The following is a 19,117-nucleotide window of genomic DNA, read 5'->3' as shown; positions in this document are numbered from 1 at the left end:
GACAGCTAGGCCAACCGGGGCAGCACCGCCCAGCTTCCGCAGGTACAGTGCGGAGATCAGCAGAACCGCACGATGAGGCCCGCACGTGTTGACGCAGACCACCTCACGGGTGCTCGAACCGAGCGACCTGGACGCCGCGCTCGCCGTCCTCGACCGCGAGCCGGTAGCGAACGCCTTCGTGACGTCGCGGGTCCAGGTCGCGGGCCTCGACCCGTGGCGGCTCGGCGGCGAGATGTGGGGCTTCTACGAGGAGGGCATGCTGACCTCCCTCTGCTACGCGGGCGCCAACCTCGTCCCGATCTGCGCCGGCCCGCGCGCCGTACGGGCCTTCGCCGACCGCGCCCGCAGGGCCGGCCGCCGCTGCTCGTCGATAGTCGGCCCCGTCGAGGCCACCACCCAGCTCTGGCGCCTGCTCGAACCCAGCTGGGGTCCCGCCCGCGAGGTCCGCGCCCACCAGCCGCTCATGGTCACCGACCGCATGCCCGCCGACATCGCCCCGGATCCGTTCGTCCGCCGCATCCGCAAGGACGAGATGGAGACGATCATGCCGGCCTGCGTGGCGATGTTCACCGAGGAGGTCGGCGTCTCGCCGCTCGCCGGGGACGGCGGGCTGCTGTACCAGGCCCGGGTCGCGGAACTCGTCGGCTCCGGCCGCTCGTTCGCCCGCCTCGACGAGCACGGCAAGGTCGTCTTCAAGGCGGAGATCGGCGCGGCCACCAGCCAGGCCTGCCAGATCCAGGGGGTGTGGGTGGCCCCCGAGTACCGGGGAAGGGGCATCGCAGCCCCGGGCATGGCCGCGGTCCTCCGCTACGCGCTCGCGGACGTGGCCCCGATCGTCAGCCTCTACGTCAACGACTTCAACACCCCGGCGCGACGGGCGTACCAGCGGGTGGGGTTCCAGGAGGTCGGCGCGTTCATGAGCGTTCTCTTCTAGTCGCACTTCCAGCCGTGCTTCCGGTCGGACTTCCAGCCGCGGTTCACAGTGCAGTTCTGAGCCTCGTACGAGACCTGTAGTCTCCCCGGCATGCTGCGCTTTCCCGGTCACGGACACCGCCATCCCGAAGACGTCGTGATCGGCCCCCTCGATCTGTCCGCCCGGGTCGACGAGGCGCTCGCCGTGCAGGCCGTGGCCTTCGGACTCGGCGCCGACGAGGTCGCCGTACGGCGGCAGATCGTTCTGCGGCACATGACATACCCGGGAGCCCGCGCACTCGGTGCCACCGTCGAAGGCCGCCTCGTCGGCTTCGTCTACGGCATGCCGAACGACCGCACCCACTGGTGGTCCACCGTCGTCGAGCCGTACCTCCGCGCGCAGGGGCTCGACGGCTGGCTCGACGACTCCTTCGTGATCACCGAGCTGCACGTCCACCCGCGCCACCAGAACCGCGGCATCGGCCGCTCCCTGATCACCACCATCACCGACGGCGCCGCCGAACCCCGCTCGATCCTCTCCGCGATCGACACCGACAGCCCGGCCCGCGGCCTCTACCACTCCCTCGGCTACCAGGACCTGGCCCGGCAGGTCCTCTTCCCGAGCGCCCCCAAGCCGTACGCCGTGATGGGCGCCCCCCTCCCCCTTCGGCGTCGTTAACGGATTTCCACCGGCACAGCAAGCCCGGCTAACCTCCATGCCATCACCGTTTCCCGGCAGGAGTACGAGAACCATGGCGAACGCACCGGTCCAGCGCATGTCCCAGTTGATGGCGAAGACGCTGCGTGACGACCCGGCGGACGCCGAGGTCCTCAGCCACAAGCTCCTCGTCCGCGCCGGCTACGTGCGTCGCACCGCCGCCGGCATCTGGTCGTGGCTGCCCCTCGGCAAGAAGGTCCTCGCCAACGTCGAGCGGATCGTCCGTGAGGAGATGGACGCGATCGGCGCCCAGGAGGTGCTGCTCCCCGCCCTGCTGCCGCGGGAGCCGTACGACGCCACGGGCCGCTGGGACGAGTACGGCGCGGAGCTGTTCCGCCTCCAGGACCGCAAGGGCGGCGACTACCTCCTCGGCCCGACCCACGAGGAGATCTTCACCCTGCTGGTGAAGGACCAGGCGTCCTCCTACAAGGACCTGCCGGTGATCCTCTACCAGATCCAGCACAAGTACCGTGACGAGGCCCGTCCGCGGGCCGGCATCCTGCGCGGCCGCGAGTTCCTGATGAAGGACTCGTACTCCTTCGACACCGAGGACGAGGGCCTGGCCCAGTCCTACGCCCTGCACCGCCAGGCCTACCAGCGCGTCTTCGAGCGCCTCGGCCTCGACTACCGCATCTGCGCCGCCACCGCGGGCGCGATGGGCGGCTCCAAGTCGGAGGAGTTCCTCGCCCCGGCCGAGGCCGGCGAGGACACCTTCGCGGACTGCCCGAACTGCGACTTCGCGGCCAACACCGAGGCGATCATCTACGAGCTCAAGCCGGTGGACGCCGAGGGCGTGCCCGCGCTGGAGGAGATCCCGACCCCCGACACCCCGACCATCGAGACCCTCGCCGCCTTCCTGGAGGTCCCGGCCTCCGCCACCCTGAAGAACCTCCTCGTGAAGGTCGACGGCGAGATCGTCGCCGTCGGTGTCCCCGGCGACCGCGAGGTCGACATGGACAAGGTCGAGGCGCACTTCGCTCCGGCGGTCGTCGAGATGGTCACCGAGGCGGACTTCGCGGGCCGCCCGGACCTGGTCCGGGGTTACGTCGGCCCGCAGGGCCGGGGCGAGAAGGTCAAGTACATCGCCGACCCGCGCGTGGCACCCGGCACCGCCTGGATCACCGGCGCCAACAAGGCGGGCACGCACGCCAGGAACGTCGTGGCGGGCCGTGACTTCGAGGTCGACCAGTACGTCGACGTCGTGGTCGTCCAGGACGGCGACCCGTGCCCCAAGTGCGGCACCGGACTCAAGCTGGACCGCGCCATCGAGATCGGCCACATCTTCCAGCTCGGCCGCAAGTACGCGGACGCGCTGAAGCTCGACGTCCTCGGCCAGCACGGCAAGCCGGTCCGCGTCACCATGGGCTCCTACGGCATCGGCGTCTCCCGCGCGGTCGCGGCCCTCGCCGAGCAGACCGCCGACGAGCAGGGCCTGTGCTGGCCGGCCGAGGTCGCCCCGGCCGATGTGCACGTCGTCGCCGCGGGCAAGGCCCTGCAGATCGAACTGGCCCTCGACGTCTCCGAGAAGCTGCGGGCGGCCGGTCTGCGCGTCCTGGTCGACGACCGGGCCGGCGTCTCCCCGGGCGTGAAGTTCACCGACGCCGAGCTGATCGGCGTACCGAAGATCCTGGTCGCGGGCCGCCGCTCCGGCGAGGGCGTCCTGGAGCTCAAGGACCGCAAGAGCGGTGAGCGCGAGGAGCTGACGGTGGACGAGGCGATCGCCCGCCTGACCGCTTAGGAAACAGACGGGCGCGGGTCTGTATCGATATGCGGCTACCGCCGCGTGAGCGCGATCAACCCCCACAAACCCGCGCCCCGAAAACAACCTGAGTGGCGTTTACGCCAATTTCCGCGCGACGCTCCGTCGTCCCCTCATCATTTCCGGTCACCTGGGCAATACATGTGACAGACGGTGCACGGGTGAGGGGAGAGGGATGAGTCTGCGAGACGATGCGCGTGAGCTCCAGGGTGAACTGGCCTTCCTGCGCCGGGCGTTGCACCGGGAGCCGGAGATAGGGCTGCACCTGCCGCGCACACAGGAGAAGGTGCTGGCCGCACTCGACGGACTGCCGCTGGAGATCAGCACCGGCAGTTCGCTGTCCTCCGTGACGGCCGTTCTGCGCGGCGGCGGTGCGCCCGACGACCCCGTCGTACTGCTGCGCGGCGACATGGACGCCCTGCCCGTCACCGAGCGCACCGGCGCGGAGTTCGCCTCCCGGATCGCGGGCGCCATGCACGCCTGCGGCCACGACCTGCACACCGCCGGTCTGGTGGGCGCCGCCCGGCTGCTCGCGGACCGGCGCGAGAGCCTCGCCGGGGACGTGGTGTTCATGTTCCAGCCGGGGGAGGAGGGCTGGGACGGCGCCGGGCACATGGTCGAGGAGGGCGTGCTGGAGGCGGCGGGACGCCCGGTCGACGCCGCGTATGGACTGCACGTCAGCTCGTCGACGTACCCCACCGGGGTCTTCGCCTCCCGCCCCGGCCCGCTGATGGCGGCCTCGGCGGGCCTGCATGTGCGCGTGGTCGGCGCGGGCGGCCACGGCTCGCGCCCGCACGACTCCCTCGACCCGATCCAGGCGGCCTGCGAGATGGTCACCGCGCTGCAGACGATGGTCACCCGGCGCTTCGACGTGTTCGACCCGGTCGTGGTCACCGTCGGCACCTTCCACGCCGGCACCCGGCGCAACATCATCCCCGACGACGCGGCCTTCGAGGCGACCGTCCGCACCTTCTCCCCGGCCGCCGCCGAACGCATCGCAGAGGTCTCCGTACGCCTCTGCCAGGACATCGCCACCGCCCACGGCCTCACCGCCGAGGTCGACTTCGTCCCGGAGTACCCGGTCACGGTCAACGACGCCGCCGAGCACGACTTCCTCGCCGACACCGTCCGCGAGGCCTTCGGGGAGGAGCGCTTCGAGCAGCTCACCGACCCGATCACCGGCTCGGAGGACTTCTCGCGGGTCCTGGACCGCGTCCCGGGCGCCTTCGTCTTCCTGGGCGCCGACGCCACCGGCGATCCGAAGACCGCCCCCACCAACCACTCCCCGCTCGCCGCCTTCGACGACGCGGTCCTGTCCGACGGCGCCGCCCTGCTCGCCGAACTCGCCGTCCGCCGACTGGACCGTCTCGCCGAGAAGGCACAGCGCGCCCTTACCACCTGATCCCCGCGGTACCGGCCCTCGGCCTGGTCCTCATGCCGCTGGAGGTGCGTGCCTGAGCGCAGTCCGTACGGTCGTCATAGGCGAAGGGCGAGCGAACTGCCGTAAGAGCCCGCACACCCGAGCTGAACCGCCCTAAAGCCACCCGGCGAACTCCAGCAACAGCTCCGCATCCTTCCCCCGCCCCACCCGAAGCGCCCGCACCCCGGACTCCACAGCCCGGAACAGCGTCCACCCCCGCAACCGCTCCTGATCCACATCCAACGACTCGGCAAGCCGCTTCACCCGCCGCCGAGTGGTCGCCGCCCCCGCCGGCGAGGCGATCAGATCCTCGACCCGATCCCGCACCAACCGAGCCAGGTCGAACGCACACTCACCCACCACCGGATCAGGCCCCACGGCCAACCACGGCATCCGCTCACCGGCGAGAACCTTGCTCTGCCGAAAAGTCCCGTGCAGCAACCGATCCTCAGGCGGCGCCGCCAGCAACTCCGCCCGCGCGGCCAACGCGGCGTCGACCAACACGGCCACCTCGGCGAAGCCCGACGCGGTCGCCCGCATGGCCTCGGCCTGCCGCCCGGTCCGCTCGGCCACGGTCTCGAAGACATGCCCGCCCTGGTCGGCAGGTGGTTCCACCCACAGCCGCCGCAACGTCCCCGCCGCCTCCAACAGCGCCTTCGCCTCCGGCAACGACCGCACCGACACATCCGGGTGCAGCCGCTCCAGCAGCAACACACCCTCCGTCGTGAACGGTTCGAGCAGCTGTACGGCGCCCGCACCGCCCCAGTGCGCCAGCGCGGCCCGCTCGCTCTCCGGGCGGGACCGGGGCGGGGCCAGCTTCAGCACGGCGGGCGTCCCGTCGGGGCGCCGCACCAGCACGACCAGGCTGCTGCGCCCGCCGGGCACCTGGACCCGTTCCACGGTCAACTCGCGCAGCGCGACCGCCTGCCGGGCCACCTCGGGCAGCTTCTCCAGCCAGTCGTCGCCGTCCGGTGCCGTCTCACCGAGCGCCCTGACCAGACGCTGCGGCGGTGCGAAAGCCATGCGCGAGTCGTTCCCTTCCAGTTCGCGTCACGCCGTGGGGGCCGGCGAGGCCGGGGCGGGGGCCGCCCGCTCGGCGAGCCCAGGGAAGGCTACGCTCTCGCCGCTCCAGCGCACCGCCCGCACCGCCGCCTCCCGCAGCGCCCCGGCGGCCGCGCGGCGCCGCTCGCCCCCGGTTGCCCGCACCAGGTCGGAGTAGACCCCCGCCACCCGGTCCTCCAGCTCGGTGGCGAGCCGCACGGCCGCGGCCGAGTCCGGCACCGGGAACGGCAACGCGTACCCCGCCGCCGCGGCCACCGGCGTCCCGCCCAGGTCCCGTACCTCGCGGGTGAGGGCGTCCCGCCGGGCCCGGTGCGCGTCGTACGCCGCCCGGGCCTCCGTACGCCGTCCCGCGCGGATCCGCCCGCCGACCACCCCGTAGCCGTACACCGCCGCGTGCTCGGCGGCCAGCGCCGCCTGCAGGGCCTTCAGCTCCTTCTCCCGGCTCACCCGGCACCCTCCGTCAGCAGATACGCATGCGCCGCCCCGGCCGCCGCCACCGAGGCGAGCAGCCGCGCCAGCTCACCCGGCACATCGAGGAGCGCCGTGATCCGCCGGTCGGCCAGAGCCCGCTCGGCGGCGGCCAGCTCGGCGAGGGCGTCCTTCTCGTTCCCGGGTACGGCGGCCAAAGGCGACGCGGACTCCGGCGCCGTGGGAGATGCCTTCCCGACCGTTCCGCCGAATGCCTCCGCGTGCCGCACGACCTCCGCCCGCAGCGCCCCCAGCCGCTCGGCCACGGCAGGATGTGCGGCGATCACGGCGTCGTACCGTCCGACCAGCCCCACACTCTCCCTGGCCGCCAGCGAGCGCGCCTTCTCCACGACGGACGGACTGCCACCGGCACTCTCCTCGGACTCCCCACTGGAGCAGCCCACCAGCAGGGCGGCGCCGGCGGCCGAGGCGAGCAGGGATCTTCTCCGCGGCCCCGAGGGGGTACGCGAGGGTGGGGGGTACGGCACGGCTTACGTCCTCGGGGGCTCGTACGAACACACGGGCGGGAAGGGCGGCCCGCCGTGATCACGGTACCCGCGCCCCCGCCCGCCGGTACTCATCGGCACCGCTCGTCCGTACGTGGACGGCAACACACCCTGCGACCGGATACCCTTTGACCAGACACGCGACCCATCCCACAACAGCACACGCGGCCGAGGAGTCACCCGGATGAGCACCACCCAGAGCGAGAGGCTGCGAGAGCTCCTGGAACCGCTCGTCAGCTCCCAGGGCCTGGATCTCGAAGAGATCGCAGTGGACTCCGTCGGACGCAAGCGGGTGCTGCGCGTGGTCGTCGACTCCGACACCGGTGCCGATCTGGACCAGATCGCCGATGTGAGCCGCGCGCTCTCGGCGAAGCTCGACGAGACGGACGCGATGGGCGAGGGCGAGTACACCCTCGAGGTCGGAACCCCGGGCGCGGAGCGCTCCCTCACCGAGCACCGGCACTACGTGCGCGCGGTCGACCGGCTGGTGAAGTTCCAGCTGACCGACAGCGGCGAACTGGTCGCCAGGATCCTCAAGGTCGACGACGAAGGCCTCGACCTCGAAGTGCCCGGGGTGAAGGGCCGCAGGCCCACCAGCCGCAGACTCGCCTTCTCGGACATCGACAAGGCGCGCGTGCAGGTCGAGTTCAACCGCAAGAACGAGAAGGAAGAGGAGGCGTAGCCGTGGACATCGACATGAGTGCCCTGCGGGGCTTGGTACGGGAGAAGGAGATCTCCTTCGACCTGCTGGTCGAGGCGATCGAGTCGGCCCTCCTCATCGCCTACCACCGCACCGAGGGAAGCCACCGCCACGCGCGCGTGAAGCTCGACCGGGAGACCGGACACGTGGTCGTGTGGGCGAAGGAGGACCCCGAGGACCTCGAAGAGGGCCAGGAGCCCCGCGAGTTCGACGACACCCCGTCCGACTTCGGCCGTATCGCCGCCACCACCGCCAAGCAGGTCATCCTGCAGCGGCTGCGCGACGCCGAGGACGACGCGACGCTCGGCGAGTACGCCGGCCGCGAGGGCGACATCGTCACCGGAGTGGTCCAGCAGGGCCGCGACCCGAAGAACGTGCTCGTGGACATCGGCAAGCTCGAAGCCATCCTGCCGGTGCAGGAGCAGGTGCCGGGCGAGACGTACCCGCACGGCATGCGCATCCGGTCGTACGTCGTCCGCGTGGCGAAGGGCGTCCGCGGCCCGTCCGTGACCCTCTCGCGCACCCACCCCAATCTGGTGAAGAAGCTCTTCGCCCTGGAGGTGCCGGAGATCGCCGACGGGTCCGTGGAGATCGCCGCGATCGCCCGTGAGGCAGGTCACCGCACCAAGATCGCGGTACGGTCCACCCGTTCGGGCCTGAACGCCAAGGGCGCCTGCATCGGCCCCATGGGCGGGCGGGTGCGCAACGTCATGGGCGAGCTGAACGGCGAGAAGATCGACATCGTCGACTGGTCGGACGACCCGGCGGAGATGGTCGCCAACGCGCTGTCGCCGGCGCGGGTCTCCAAGGTGGAGGTCGTGGACCTCGCCGCCCGCTCCGCGCGCGTGACGGTGCCGGACTACCAGCTGTCGCTGGCGATCGGCAAGGAAGGGCAGAACGCCCGCCTCGCGGCCCGGCTGACCGGCTGGCGGATCGACATCCGTCCGGACACCGAGCAGGCCGAGGATCAGCGAGAGGACCAGCGCGCAGAGCGGCGCGGGGAATAGATCCAAGCCGCGGAACGCTTGGATCACGACAGTTGTATGCGCGGAACTGTTCGATTCTTGCCCCAAAGGGGTGAGGTCGCCACGGGGAGGTAGACTTAAGGGTGTCTGGCCGGACGCGTGCCCGCGCATGCCCTGAGCGCACCTGTGTGGGGTGCAGGCAGCGAGCGGCCAAGAAGGATCTGCTGCGCATCGTGGCGGTCGAGGGCGAATGCGTCCCCGATCATCGCGGTACGCTGCCCGGCCGGGGTGCTTATGTGCACCCCGCCCTGGTCTGTCTCGACCTGGCGGTACGCCGCCGGGCGTTCACGCGGGCGCTGCGTGCCCCGGGAGCGCTCGACACAAAGGCGTTGCGCCTCTATGTCGAGCAGGCAACACCGTAAGACGTGGTCGTACGGAACCTCCGTGCGGCCCTGGTACCCCGCGAGTTGGAAGTAGGTCGAGATTGCGATGAGCACTCGATGAGCACGCGATGAGTACGCCCATGAAGTAGCGACGGTCCGGACGCAACCCGGACCTAAAAGGAGCGAAGTGGCTAAGGTCCGGGTATACGAACTCGCCAAGGAGTTCGGGGTTGAGAGCAAGGTCGTCATGGCCAAGCTCCAAGAACTCGGTGAATTCGTCCGTTCGGCGTCTTCGACCATCGAAGCGCCCGTCGTCCGTAAACTCACGGACGCCCTCCAGCAGGGCAACGGAGGCGGCAAGCCCGCCCCCGCACGCAAGGCTGCCCCGGCGAAGCCGGCAGCCCCCTCTCCGGCGCAGGCTGCCCGTCCGGCCGCCCCGCGCCCGCCGGCCCCCAAGCCGGCCGCCGCCGAGAAGCCCGCGGCTCCCGCCGCGCCGGCCGCTCCCGGCCCCCGTCCCACCCCGGGCCCGAAGCCCGCGCCGCGGCCCGCCCCGGCGTCCCCGGCTCCGACCACGCCCGAGTTCACGGCACCTCCGGCGGCACCCGCCGCTCCGGCCGCCTCCCAGGGCCAGGGCTCCGGCCCGCGTCCGGGCGCTCCGCGTCCGGCAGGCCAGGCCCCGCGTCCGGGCGCCCGTCCCGGCGGCCCCGCTCAGGGCGGCCAGGGCCGCGGTGACCGTGGCGACCGTCCCGGTGGCGCCCCGCGCCAGGGTGGCGGCGCTCCGCGTCCCGGTGCCCGTCCCGCCGGTCCCCGTCCGGGCAACAACCCCTTCACCTCCGGTGGCTCCACCGGCATGGCGCGCCCGCAGGCGCCCCGTCCGGGTGGCGCTCCGCGTCCCGGCGGCCCGGGTGGCGCCCCCGGCGGCGCTCCGCGTCCGCAGGGTGCCGGCCAGGGTGGTCCGCGTCCCCAGGGTGCGGCGGGCGGTCCCCGTCCGCAGGCTCCGGGCGGCGCGCGTCCGACCCCGGGCGGTATGCCCCGTCCGCAGGGCGGCGGTCCCCGTCCCGGCGGCGGCCCCGGCGGCCCGCGTCCCAACCCCGGCATGATGCCGCAGCGTCCGGCTGCCGGCCCGCGTCCCGGCGGCGGTGGCCCCGGCGGCCGCGGTCCCGGCGGCGGCGGTCGTCCCGGTGGCGGCGGCGGTCGTCCCGGCGGCGGTGGCGGCTTCGCCGGTCGTCCCGGTGGCGGTGGCGGCGGCTTCGCCGGTCGTCCCGCCGGTCCCGGTGGTGGCGGTGGCGGCGGCTTCGCCGGTCGTCCCGGCGGTCCCGGTGGTGGCGGCGGTGGCCGTCCCGGCTTCGGCGGTCGTCCCGGCGGTCCGGGTGGCCGTGGTGGCACGCAGGGCGCCTTCGGTCGTCCCGGCGGTCCCGCGCGCCGCGGTCGCAAGTCGAAGCGGCAGAGGCGCCAGGAGTACGAGGCCATGCAGGCCCCGTCGGTCGGCGGCGTGATGCTGCCTCGCGGCAACGGCGAGACCATTCGCCTGTCGCGCGGTGCCTCCCTCACCGACTTCGCGGAGAAGATCAACGCCAACCCGGCGTCGCTCGTCGCGGTCATGATGAACCTCGGCGAGATGGTCACGGCCACGCAGTCCGTCTCCGACGAGACGCTGCAGCTCCTCGCGGGCGAGATGAACTACGAGGTTCAGATCGTCAGCCCCGAGGAGGAGGACCGCGAGCTGCTCGAGTCCTTCGACATCGAGTTCGGCGAGGACGAGGGCGGCGAAGAGGACCTGGTCGTCCGTCCGCCGGTCGTGACCGTCATGGGTCACGTCGACCACGGTAAGACCCGACTCCTCGACGCCATCCGCAAGACGAACGTCATCGCGGGCGAGGCCGGCGGCATCACCCAGCACATCGGTGCCTACCAGGTCGCGACCGAGGTCAACGACGAAGAGCGCAAGATCACCTTCATCGACACCCCGGGTCACGAGGCGTTCACCGCCATGCGTGCCCGTGGTGCGAAGTCGACCGACATCGCGATCCTGGTCGTCGCGGCCAACGACGGCGTCATGCCGCAGACGGTCGAGGCGCTCAACCACGCCAAGGCGGCCGACGTCCCGATCGTCGTCGCGGTCAACAAGATCGACGTCGAGGGCGCCGACCCGACCAAGGTGCGCGGTCAGCTCACCGAGTACGGGCTGGTGGCCGAGGAGTACGGCGGCGACACGATGTTCGTCGACATCTCCGCCAAGCAGGGTCTGCACATCGACTCCCTGCTGGAGGCCGTGGTCCTCACCGCGGACGCCTCGCTCGACCTGCGGGCCAACCCGAACCAGGACGCGCAGGGCATCTCGATCGAGTCCCGTCTCGACCGCGGCCGTGGTGCCGTGTCGACGGTCCTCGTCCAGCGAGGCACCCTGCGGGTCGGCGACACGATGGTCGTGGGCGACGCCTACGGCCGAGTCCGCGCCATGCTCGACGACAACGGCAACAACGTCGCCGAGGCGGGCCCGTCGACGCCGGTCCAGGTCCTGGGCCTGACCAACGTCCCGGGTGCGGGCGACAACTTCCTGGTGGTGGACGAGGACCGTACGGCCCGTCAGATCGCCGAGAAGCGCGCCGCCCGCGAGCGCAACGCCGCGTTCGCCAAGCGCACGCGCCGTGTCTCCCTCGAGGACCTGGACAAGGTGCTCAAGGCCGGCGAGGTCCAGCAGCTCAACCTCATCATCAAGGGTGACGCTTCTGGTTCCGTCGAGGCTCTTGAGTCCTCCCTGCTCCAGCTGGACGTCGGCGAAGAGGTCGACATCCGCGTCCTGCACCGCGGCGTCGGTGCGGTCACGGAGTCGGACATCGACCTGGCGATGGGCTCGGACGCCATCGTGATCGGCTTCAACGTCCGTGCGGCAGGCCGCGCGGCGCAGATGGCCGAGCGCGAGGGCGTGGACGTCCGCTACTACTCGGTCATCTACCAGGCGATCGAGGAGATCGAGGCGGCCCTCAAGGGCATGCTCAAGCCGGAGTTCGAGGAGGTCGAGCTCGGTACGGCGGAGATCCGCGAGGTCTTCAAGTCGTCCAAGCTGGGCAACATCGCGGGTGTTCTCATCCGCTCCGGCGAGGTCAAGCGCAACACCAAGGCGCGCCTCATCCGCGACGGCAAGGTGGTCGCGGAGAACCTCAACATCGAGGGTCTGCGTCGCTTCAAGGACGACGTCACCGAGATCCGCGAAGGGTTCGAGGGCGGTATCAACCTCGGCAACTTCAACGACATCAAGGTCGACGACGTCATCGCGACGTACGAGATGCGCGAGAAGCCGCGCGTCTGATCCCAGCACGCGATCGGGGCCGATCGGCGGGGCAGTTCCCTCCAGGGAATTCCGTCGATCGGCCCCGGCCGTTGCGTGTACGGTTCCCGTATCGGCGTCGAAGCGTGGCGCCCGTACCCCGAACCGGCGGGACATCCGGATACACACATGTATGTGGGGACTCTGTCCTTCGACCTGCTCCTCGGCGACGTCCACTCGCTCAAGGAGAAACGCTCTCTCGTCCGTCCGATCGTGGCCGAACTCCAGCGCAAGTACGCGGTGAGCGTGGCGGAGACGGGCAACCAGAACCTCCATCGCAGGGCCGAGATCGGGCTCGCGATGGTCTCCGGGGACACGGGACACCTCTCCGACGTACTGGACCGCTGCGAGCGGCTGGTCGCCGGGCGGCCCGAGGTGGAACTGCTCTCGGTTCGACGCAGGCTCCACAGCGACGAAGACTGAAGCAAGAAGTAAGCACTTAAGGAGACGGACCAGTGGCCGACAACGCGCGTGCCAAGAGGCTGGCGGACCTCATCCGAGAGGTGGTGGCCCAGAAGCTGCAGCGCGGGATCAAGGACCCGCGGCTCGGCTCGCACGTCACCATCACGGACACCCGGGTCACCGGGGACCTGAGGGAGGCGACCGTCTTCTACACGGTGTACGGGGACGACGAGGAGCGGGCGGCCGCGGCCGCCGGACTGGAGAGCGCCAAGGGCGTCCTCCGCTCCGCGGTCGGCGCGGCGGCGGGCGTGAAGTTCACGCCGACGCTGACCTTCGTCGCGGACGCCCTGCCGGACACCGCCCGGACCATCGAGGACCTCCTCGACAAGGCCCGCCAGTCCGACGAGAAGGTGCGCGAGGTCTCGGCCGGCGCCACCTACGCCGGCGAGGCGGACCCGTACAAGAAGCCGGGTGAAGACGAGGACGACACCGCCGAATGACCCAGAAGAACCGGACGCCCGACGGGCTTGTCATCGTGGACAAGCCGTCGGGCTTCACCTCGCACGACGTGGTCGCCAAGATGCGCGGCATCGCCCGCACCCGACGGGTCGGGCACGCCGGCACCCTCGACCCCATGGCGACGGGCGTGCTCGTCCTCGGCGTCGAGAAGGCCACCAAGCTGCTCGGTCACCTCGCGCTGACCGAGAAGGAGTACCTGGGCACGATCCGGCTCGGGCAGACGACCCTGACCGACGACGCAGAGGGCGAGATCACGGGGTCGGTCGACGCCTCGAAGGTCACCCGCGAGGCCGTCGACGCCGGGATCGCCAAGCTCACCGGTGACATCATGCAGGTGCCGTCGAAGGTGAGCGCCATCAAGATCGACGGTGTGCGCTCCTACAAGCGGGCACGGGAGGGCGAGGAGTTCGAGATCCCCGCCCGTCCGGTCACCGTCTCGTCCTTCGCGGTGTACGACGTCCGGGACGCGGTCGCCGAGGACGGCACCCCGGTGCTGGACCTGGTGGTCTCCGTCGTCTGCTCCTCGGGCACCTACATCCGGGCCCTGGCCCGCGACCTGGGCGCCGACCTGGGCGTCGGCGGCCACCTCACCGCCCTGCGCCGCACCCGTGTGGGCCCGTACAAGCTGGACTCCGCGAAGACGCTGGACCAGTTGCAGCAGGAACTGACCGTGATGCCGATCGCCGACGCGGCCACGGCGGCGTTCCCGCGCTGGGACGTGGACGCCAAGCGGGCCCGGCTGCTCACCAACGGCGTGCGGCTCGAAATGCCCGAGGTGTACGCGGGCGGCGGCCCGGTGGCCGTCTTCGACCCCGAGGGGCGCTTCCTCGCGCTCGTCGAGGAGCAGAAGGGCAAGGCGAAGAGTCTGGCCGTCTTCGGCTGAGTGCTCCGCGGGAAGGGCCGAGACTGGCCGTAGCTCGTCTGCGGGTCCGTCGTGGTTGCTCGCGCAGTTCCCCGCGCCCCTTCAGGGCGCTGCCGCACCGTAGCGTGTTCGCCCGGCGCGCTCGGTGCTCGTCGGGTCTGCCTGCCCGTGGAGCGGCGGTCACGGGGTTGTGCCCGCCGCTCCACGGTCCCCCCTCGGTTCCCCCACCCCTAGGGTGTATCCACCGACCCCCGCCTGTTCACCCGTCCGGGCAGGCGCTCGGAGTGAACCGAGGGAGCGGAAGGGGGCGCGTTCGCCAAGTGATCTGTCCCGCTGATCACCGCGGCCCTAACGTCGAACTGAGGGCACAGGTGTACGGCGGGGAGGCTCGAACATGGCTGGACGGGGCCCGCGGACCGGGGGCGGACACCGGCCGGCGGAGGATACGCGAACCGGACATACCCGTGACGGGGAGCCGACCGCTCGCGACGCCGCCCTGATCCGTATCCACGACCTCGCCGGCCGCCCCCGCGGCACCGGCTTCGTCGCCGACCACCACGGCACCGTCGTCACCAGCCACGAGGCCGTCGACGGCCTGCCCAGGCTCGTCCTGCACACCGCAGGCGACCGCACCTGCCTGGTGACCGCGGACGCGGTGACCCCGCTGCCCGACCTGGACCTGGCCCTCGTACGCACCGAGGGCCTCGGCGTCGACCCGCTGCCGGTCACGGTCCGGGAGCGGGTCGAGACCGGCAGATACGTCCGCCTCGCCGCCGGCTGCTGGCGCGAGGCGCGCGTGCTCGGCGCGACCTCCGTGACGTACGCGGCGACGGACCGCTTCCATCTCCTCGACGAAGCCTTGGAGTTGGCGATCGGCACGACCGGCCGGGACGCCCTGCGGCTGGGCGGCGGGGCGGCCGGGGGACCGGTCCTGGACGCCGAAACCGGCGCCGTCGTCGCCGTCCTCGGCACCGCACTGCACTCCGGCCACCGCGACGTCGGCTTCGCCGTCCCGCTCCGTCCCGCACCGAGCGGCCCGCTGGGCGACCTGCTCGCCCGTAACGCGGCGACGGTGCCCGCGTACGGAGCCGACTTCAACCTGGCCGGTGTACTGGAGCTGACGGCGACGTCGGTGGGTCAGGACGGACCGCCCGGGACGCTGGAGGGCCACGTCGGCCGGAAGGGCGTCGAACCGGTCGAACGGGCCGAGACGGTACGCGAGTTGGACGCGTTCGTGCGGGGCCCGGCCACCGTCCTCGGTCTCGTCGGGCCACCGGGCAGCGGTCGTACGACGGAACTCGCGTCCCTCGCCGCCCGCCGCAACCGCGGCCCCGAACCGGCCCCCACGCTGTGGCTGCGCGGCGCCGATCTGCGGGACGACGACACCTCGGTCGCGGACGCGGCCGGCCGGGCGCTGGCCCGCGCCGCCCGCATCGTCGCCGCGGCGCAGTCCACCTGCGCCGCCGCCCTCGGCGACACCGGCCCGAACCGCCTCGCCCAGGTCGCCCGCGCGGCAGACCGTCCGTTGCTCCTCCTCCTGGACGGCCCGGAGGAGATGTCACCCGCCCTGGCCCACCGCCTGGGGGAGTGGACCGAGGGGACGGCGGAGTGGCTGCTGGAGACGGGAACGCGGCTGATCGTGGCGTGCAGGGCTGAGTACTGGGAGGGCTTTTCAACTGGGCGGAACCCCTCAGCCCGTCCGGCGTTCGAGGACGAGGCCGTTCAGGCCGAAGGCGGGGGTCTGGGGGCGGCAGCCCCCAGGGACGGGACGGGGAGAGGCGGCGGCGACCTCCCCTGCGTGCGCCTCGGCGACCTCACGGAGGACGAAGCCCGCAGAGCCCGCGCGCGCTACCGCATCCCCGAGGGCACCCTGCAAGCCCCCGACGCCCGCCACCCCCTCACCCTCCGCCTCCTCTCAGAGGTGAACGCGGCCCTCCAGGACGCCCCCCACGCCCGCGTGGACCGCAACGACGTCCTCGCGGCCCACCTCGACCTGATGTGCCTGCGCATCGCCGTCAGACTGGCCGCCGAGAGCGGCCTTCGCGGCACCGCCGTACGCCGCCTCGCCGCAAAGGTCTCCGGCCAGGTCCACGAGGCCGCCCGCCGCAGCCTCGGCCCCGGACAGGGCGAGCTGGACCGGAAGACGTTCGAGGCGGTGTTCCCCTGGGGAGCGGCCCCCGCAAGGCTGGGCGGCGGCACCGGCTGGGCGTCCGCGGTCCTCACCGAGGGCCTGCTCGTCCCCGCCGGCAGCGGCTACCGCTTCGCCCACGAGGAACTCGCCGACTGGCTCCAGGGCATGCACCTGGACCTGGACGAGGCCCTCCGCACCCTGGTCCACCACCGCCCCACCCCGGAGGGGGCCGGCGCCCTCCCCGTACCGCACCACCGCATCGGCCCCGTCGTAGAGGCCCTGCTGCACCTCGCCCGTCAGGAGGGCACCGTCCAACTCGCCGTCAGAATGGAGGAGTTGGCGAACGTCCTGGAGGCCGACCCGCACTCTTGGTGGCCCGCCCGCCTCCTCACCGAGACCCTGTTGCGCGTACCGGACGCCACCCCGTACCTGGCCGTCCTGCGACGGCTCGCCGACCGGTTCGTGGAGACCCCCGCCGTCCCGGGAGCCTTCGCGCCCGGTTTCTGGACCGGCCTGCCGCTGCCGCAGAGCGATCGGCTCGACCTGCTGCGGCACCTGCTCCTCGCCGACGGCCCGCCGCAGGACACCGGCCCCCGCTTCCTGGACGCCGTCTCCCAACTGCTCGCCGACGACCCCGCCGCCGTACAACCCCTCCTCACCCGCTGGTTCGACGACGACCGTCCGCTCCCCGCGACCCCGCACGCCACCGTCGCCAAGGCGACGCAGGCGCTGCTGCACACCCACCGGCACCTCGCTCTGGACGACCTGACCGAGGTGCTGGTCGAGACCGCACACCCCAGGGCGGACGAGTTGCTCGCCGTGCTCGCGGAGGACGAGCCGTCCACCGTCTGCCGGGCCGTGGACCGGTGGGCGCACGACGAGCGGCCCGCGCGTCGGGTGGCGGCCGTGGCCTACGGCCTGCGCGCCGCGCCCCACGTCCGTACCGACGCCGACCGCGAACTCCTCCGCTTCGCCGCCCTCGCCCTCCTCGCCCGCCCCGCCGACTGCACCCTGCACGGCGGCGCGCTCGCCCTCCTGGTACGCGATCCACGCACGCGTGCCCGCCATCTCCCGCAGGCGCTGCGGCAGTTCGCGGCCGGCGACCCGCACTTCCCGCCGAGCGCACTGGTCGCCGCTCTGACCACACACCCGGAACCCGTCCTCGACGCCTTCCGCGAGCGGCTGCGCGGGCCGGACGCCGGCCAGGCACTGCGCACGCTCGCCGACGTCACCACGCCCCCGCTGGCCCGAAGGGTCGCCGTGCTCGTGCGGGAGGCGGTGGAGCGGCGCCCGGAGACGGCCGTCGACGTCGCCGCGTACGTCGACCGGCGGCTCGACCAGGGACCGGAGGCCCGCGCCGTGCTCTTCCCCCTGGTCACCGGTCTCCTCGACGGCGGCCCGGAGGAGGTGCGGGCCGCGCTCGCCGCCGTACTCGCCGCTCCCGGCACCCCCGCCTCCCGTCTCCTGCGCCGCGAACTCCTCGACTTCCTCCTGACCCACGAACAGGCCCCCGCCGTCCTGGCCACCCTTCTGCACGCCGCCGCCCGGCACGGCGGCGACGACGTTCGGGAGCTCGTGCACCGCACCGGCCTGCTCCTCGTCCGCACCCCGGAGGGCGCGGCCCGTTTCGACCGCGGTCTGGTCGACCTGGGCCGACAGGTCCCCGGCTTCGCCGCCCGCATGGCCGCCTGGCTCACCGAGGCCCCGCAGGCCTGGTCTGCGGTGGTGGGCCCGAGCACCCGCCGGATGATCGAGAACTTGGCGGGCGTCCGCGCCCCTTTCAGGGGCGCGGGGCTGTATCGACATGCGGCTCCGCCGCCGGGCGCGACCAGCCACGACGACGCCGCAGACGAACCACGGCCGATCGCGCCCCTTCTCACGGAGCGCTGAGCGTGCGTCGGGTCACAGCCCCCATGCCGATGCGGGCCGTTCGGACCGGGCATGGCACCCTTAGACCTGCGTAAGAGGTCGGTACACACGGACACGGGTTCGAGGAGCGGTCACAGTGCAGCGCTGGCGTGGCTTGGAGGACATCCCCGAGGACTGGGGGCGCAGCGTCGTCACCATCGGCTCCTACGACGGAGTCCACCGCGGTCACCAGCTGATCATCCGGCATGCTGTGGACCGCGCCCGTGAGCTGGGCATTCCCTCCGTGGTCGTCACCTTCGACCCGCACCCCAGCGAGGTCGTCCGCCCCGGCAGCCACCCGCCGCTGCTGGCCCCGCACCACCGCCGCGCCGAACTCATGGCCGAGCTGGGCGTGGACGCGGTGCTGATCCTGCCCTTCACCAAGGAGTTCTCGAAGCTCTCCGCGGCGGACTTCGTCGTCAAGGTCCTGGCCGACAGGCTGCACGCCAAGGCCGTCGTCGAGGGCCCCAACTTCCGCTTCGGCCACAAGGCCGCAGGCAACGTCGAGTTCCTCACCGAGCAGGGCAAGACGTACGACTTCGAGGTCGAGGTCGTCGACCTGTACGTGACCGGTGAGGCGGGCGGCGGCGAGCCGTTCTCGTCCACCCTCACCCGGCGCCTGGTCGCCGAGGGGGACGTCGAGGGCGCCGCCGAGATCCTGGGCCGGCCGCACCGCGTCGAGGGCGTCGTCGTACGAGGCGCGCAGCGGGGCCGTGAGCTGGGCTTCCCGACCGCCAACGTCGAGACCCTGCCGCACACCGCGATCCCGGCCGACGGCGTCTACGCCGGCTGGCTGCACGTCCAGGGCGAGGCGATGCCCGCCGCGATCTCCGTCGGCACGAACCCGCAGTTCGACGGCACCGAGCGCACCGTGGAGGCGTACGCCATCGACCGCGTGGGCCTCGACCTGTACGGCCTGCACGTGGCCGTCGACTTCCTGGCCTACGTCCGCGGTCAGGCAAAGTTCGACTCCCTGGAGGCCCTGCTGGAGCAGATGGCCGAGGACGTGAAGCGGTGCCGCGAGCTGGTGACGGCCGCCGAATAACCGTTCCCGAGGTCGTTCCCGCGACCAGT

At 72.2% G+C, this 19,117-nt stretch carries 16 protein-coding genes; 13 read left to right on the top strand and 3 right to left on the bottom strand.

Annotation, left to right across the window (positions count from 1 at the left end):
* Nucleotides 1–85 precede the first annotated feature (85 nt).
* The 4 genes from ACWDAG_RS35975 to ACWDAG_RS35960 all read left to right on the top strand — a co-directional run bounded on the left by ACWDAG_RS35975 (nt 86) and on the right by ACWDAG_RS35960 (nt 4,791).
* Nucleotides 86–934: a GNAT family N-acetyltransferase gene (locus ACWDAG_RS35975; protein ID WP_450699749.1), complete on the top strand. Its 849-nt coding sequence runs from the start codon at nt 86–88 to the stop codon at nt 932–934.
* A 90-nt stretch (nt 935–1,024) separates the two neighbouring features.
* Nucleotides 1,025–1,591 (top strand): GNAT family N-acetyltransferase, encoded by a 567-nt coding sequence (locus tag ACWDAG_RS35970; protein WP_450699748.1) that lies wholly within the window; start codon nt 1,025–1,027, stop codon nt 1,589–1,591.
* Nucleotides 1,592–1,664: 73 nt separating this feature from the next.
* Nucleotides 1,665–3,368, top strand: coding sequence for a proline--tRNA ligase (locus ACWDAG_RS35965; RefSeq protein WP_450699747.1), 1,704 nt, complete (start codon nt 1,665–1,667; stop codon nt 3,366–3,368).
* 196 nt (nt 3,369–3,564) lie between these two features.
* Nucleotides 3,565–4,791 carry a M20 metallopeptidase family protein gene (locus ACWDAG_RS35960; RefSeq protein ID WP_450699746.1) on the top strand — a complete coding sequence of 409 codons (1,227 nt, stop codon included), beginning with the start codon at nt 3,565–3,567 and terminating at the stop codon, nt 4,789–4,791.
* A gap of 132 nt (nt 4,792–4,923) precedes the next feature.
* Here ACWDAG_RS35960 and ACWDAG_RS35955 read toward each other — a convergent pair whose 3' ends face one another.
* From ACWDAG_RS35955 to ACWDAG_RS35945, 3 genes are read right to left on the bottom strand one after another with little or no spacing between them, the layout of a single operon-like run.
* A complete protein-coding gene (locus ACWDAG_RS35955; protein WP_450699745.1) occupies nt 4,924–5,832 on the bottom strand; it encodes an aminoglycoside phosphotransferase family protein in 909 nt (302 codons plus the stop codon).
* Between the two features lie 27 nt (nt 5,833–5,859).
* Nucleotides 5,860–6,318, bottom strand: a complete 459-nt coding sequence (locus tag ACWDAG_RS35950) for a ferritin-like domain-containing protein (RefSeq protein WP_450699744.1) — start codon at nt 6,316–6,318, stop codon at nt 5,860–5,862.
* Nucleotides 6,315–6,827, bottom strand: a complete 513-nt coding sequence (locus ACWDAG_RS35945) for a hypothetical protein (protein WP_450699743.1) — start codon at nt 6,825–6,827, stop codon at nt 6,315–6,317. Before ACWDAG_RS35945 ends, ACWDAG_RS35950 begins: the two co-directional genes overlap by 4 nt.
* 202 nt (nt 6,828–7,029) lie before the next feature.
* Here ACWDAG_RS35945 and rimP point away from each other — a divergent pair, with 202 nt between their 5' ends.
* The 9 genes from rimP to ACWDAG_RS35900 all read left to right on the top strand — a co-directional run bounded on the left by rimP (nt 7,030) and on the right by ACWDAG_RS35900 (nt 19,088).
* Entirely contained in the window at nt 7,030–7,527 is a 498-nt protein-coding gene (rimP, locus tag ACWDAG_RS35940) for a ribosome maturation factor RimP (RefSeq protein WP_450699742.1), read from the top strand.
* 2 nt (nt 7,528–7,529) lie between these two features.
* Entirely contained in the window at nt 7,530–8,552 is a 1,023-nt protein-coding gene (nusA, locus tag ACWDAG_RS35935; RefSeq protein ID WP_450699741.1) for a transcription termination factor NusA, read from the top strand.
* A gap of 101 nt (nt 8,553–8,653) precedes the next feature.
* Nucleotides 8,654–8,932 carry a YlxR family protein gene (locus ACWDAG_RS35930; RefSeq protein ID WP_185124210.1) on the top strand — a complete coding sequence of 93 codons (279 nt, stop codon included), beginning with the start codon at nt 8,654–8,656 and terminating at the stop codon, nt 8,930–8,932.
* A gap of 148 nt (nt 8,933–9,080) precedes the next feature.
* On the top strand, nt 9,081–12,203 hold the full coding sequence (gene infB, locus ACWDAG_RS35925; protein ID WP_450699740.1) for a translation initiation factor IF-2: 3,123 nt from the start codon (nt 9,081–9,083) through the stop codon (nt 12,201–12,203).
* Between the two features lie 147 nt (nt 12,204–12,350).
* Complete coding sequence (locus tag ACWDAG_RS35920; protein WP_030944944.1) at nt 12,351–12,644, top strand: DUF503 domain-containing protein; 294 nt, start codon at nt 12,351–12,353, stop codon at nt 12,642–12,644.
* A gap of 32 nt (nt 12,645–12,676) precedes the next feature.
* Nucleotides 12,677–13,123 carry a 30S ribosome-binding factor RbfA gene (rbfA, locus tag ACWDAG_RS35915; protein WP_099931662.1) on the top strand — a complete coding sequence of 149 codons (447 nt, stop codon included), beginning with the start codon at nt 12,677–12,679 and terminating at the stop codon, nt 13,121–13,123.
* Nucleotides 13,120–14,025 (top strand): tRNA pseudouridine(55) synthase TruB, encoded by a 906-nt coding sequence (gene truB / locus ACWDAG_RS35910; protein ID WP_450699739.1) that lies wholly within the window; start codon nt 13,120–13,122, stop codon nt 14,023–14,025. Before rbfA ends, truB begins: the two co-directional genes overlap by 4 nt.
* Before the next feature lie 373 nt (nt 14,026–14,398).
* Entirely contained in the window at nt 14,399–18,025 is a 3,627-nt protein-coding gene (locus ACWDAG_RS35905; RefSeq protein WP_450699738.1) for a trypsin-like peptidase domain-containing protein, read from the top strand.
* Between the two features lie 115 nt (nt 18,026–18,140).
* Nucleotides 18,141–19,088, top strand: a complete 948-nt coding sequence (locus tag ACWDAG_RS35900; RefSeq protein WP_450699737.1) for a bifunctional riboflavin kinase/FAD synthetase — start codon at nt 18,141–18,143, stop codon at nt 19,086–19,088.
* Nucleotides 19,089–19,117 lie beyond the last annotated feature (29 nt).

Source organism: Streptomyces sp. NPDC001157 (genome assembly GCF_053598255.1).
The sequence above is the reverse complement of the archived record's forward strand: the minus strand, read 5'-3'. Positions and strand labels throughout refer to the sequence as shown.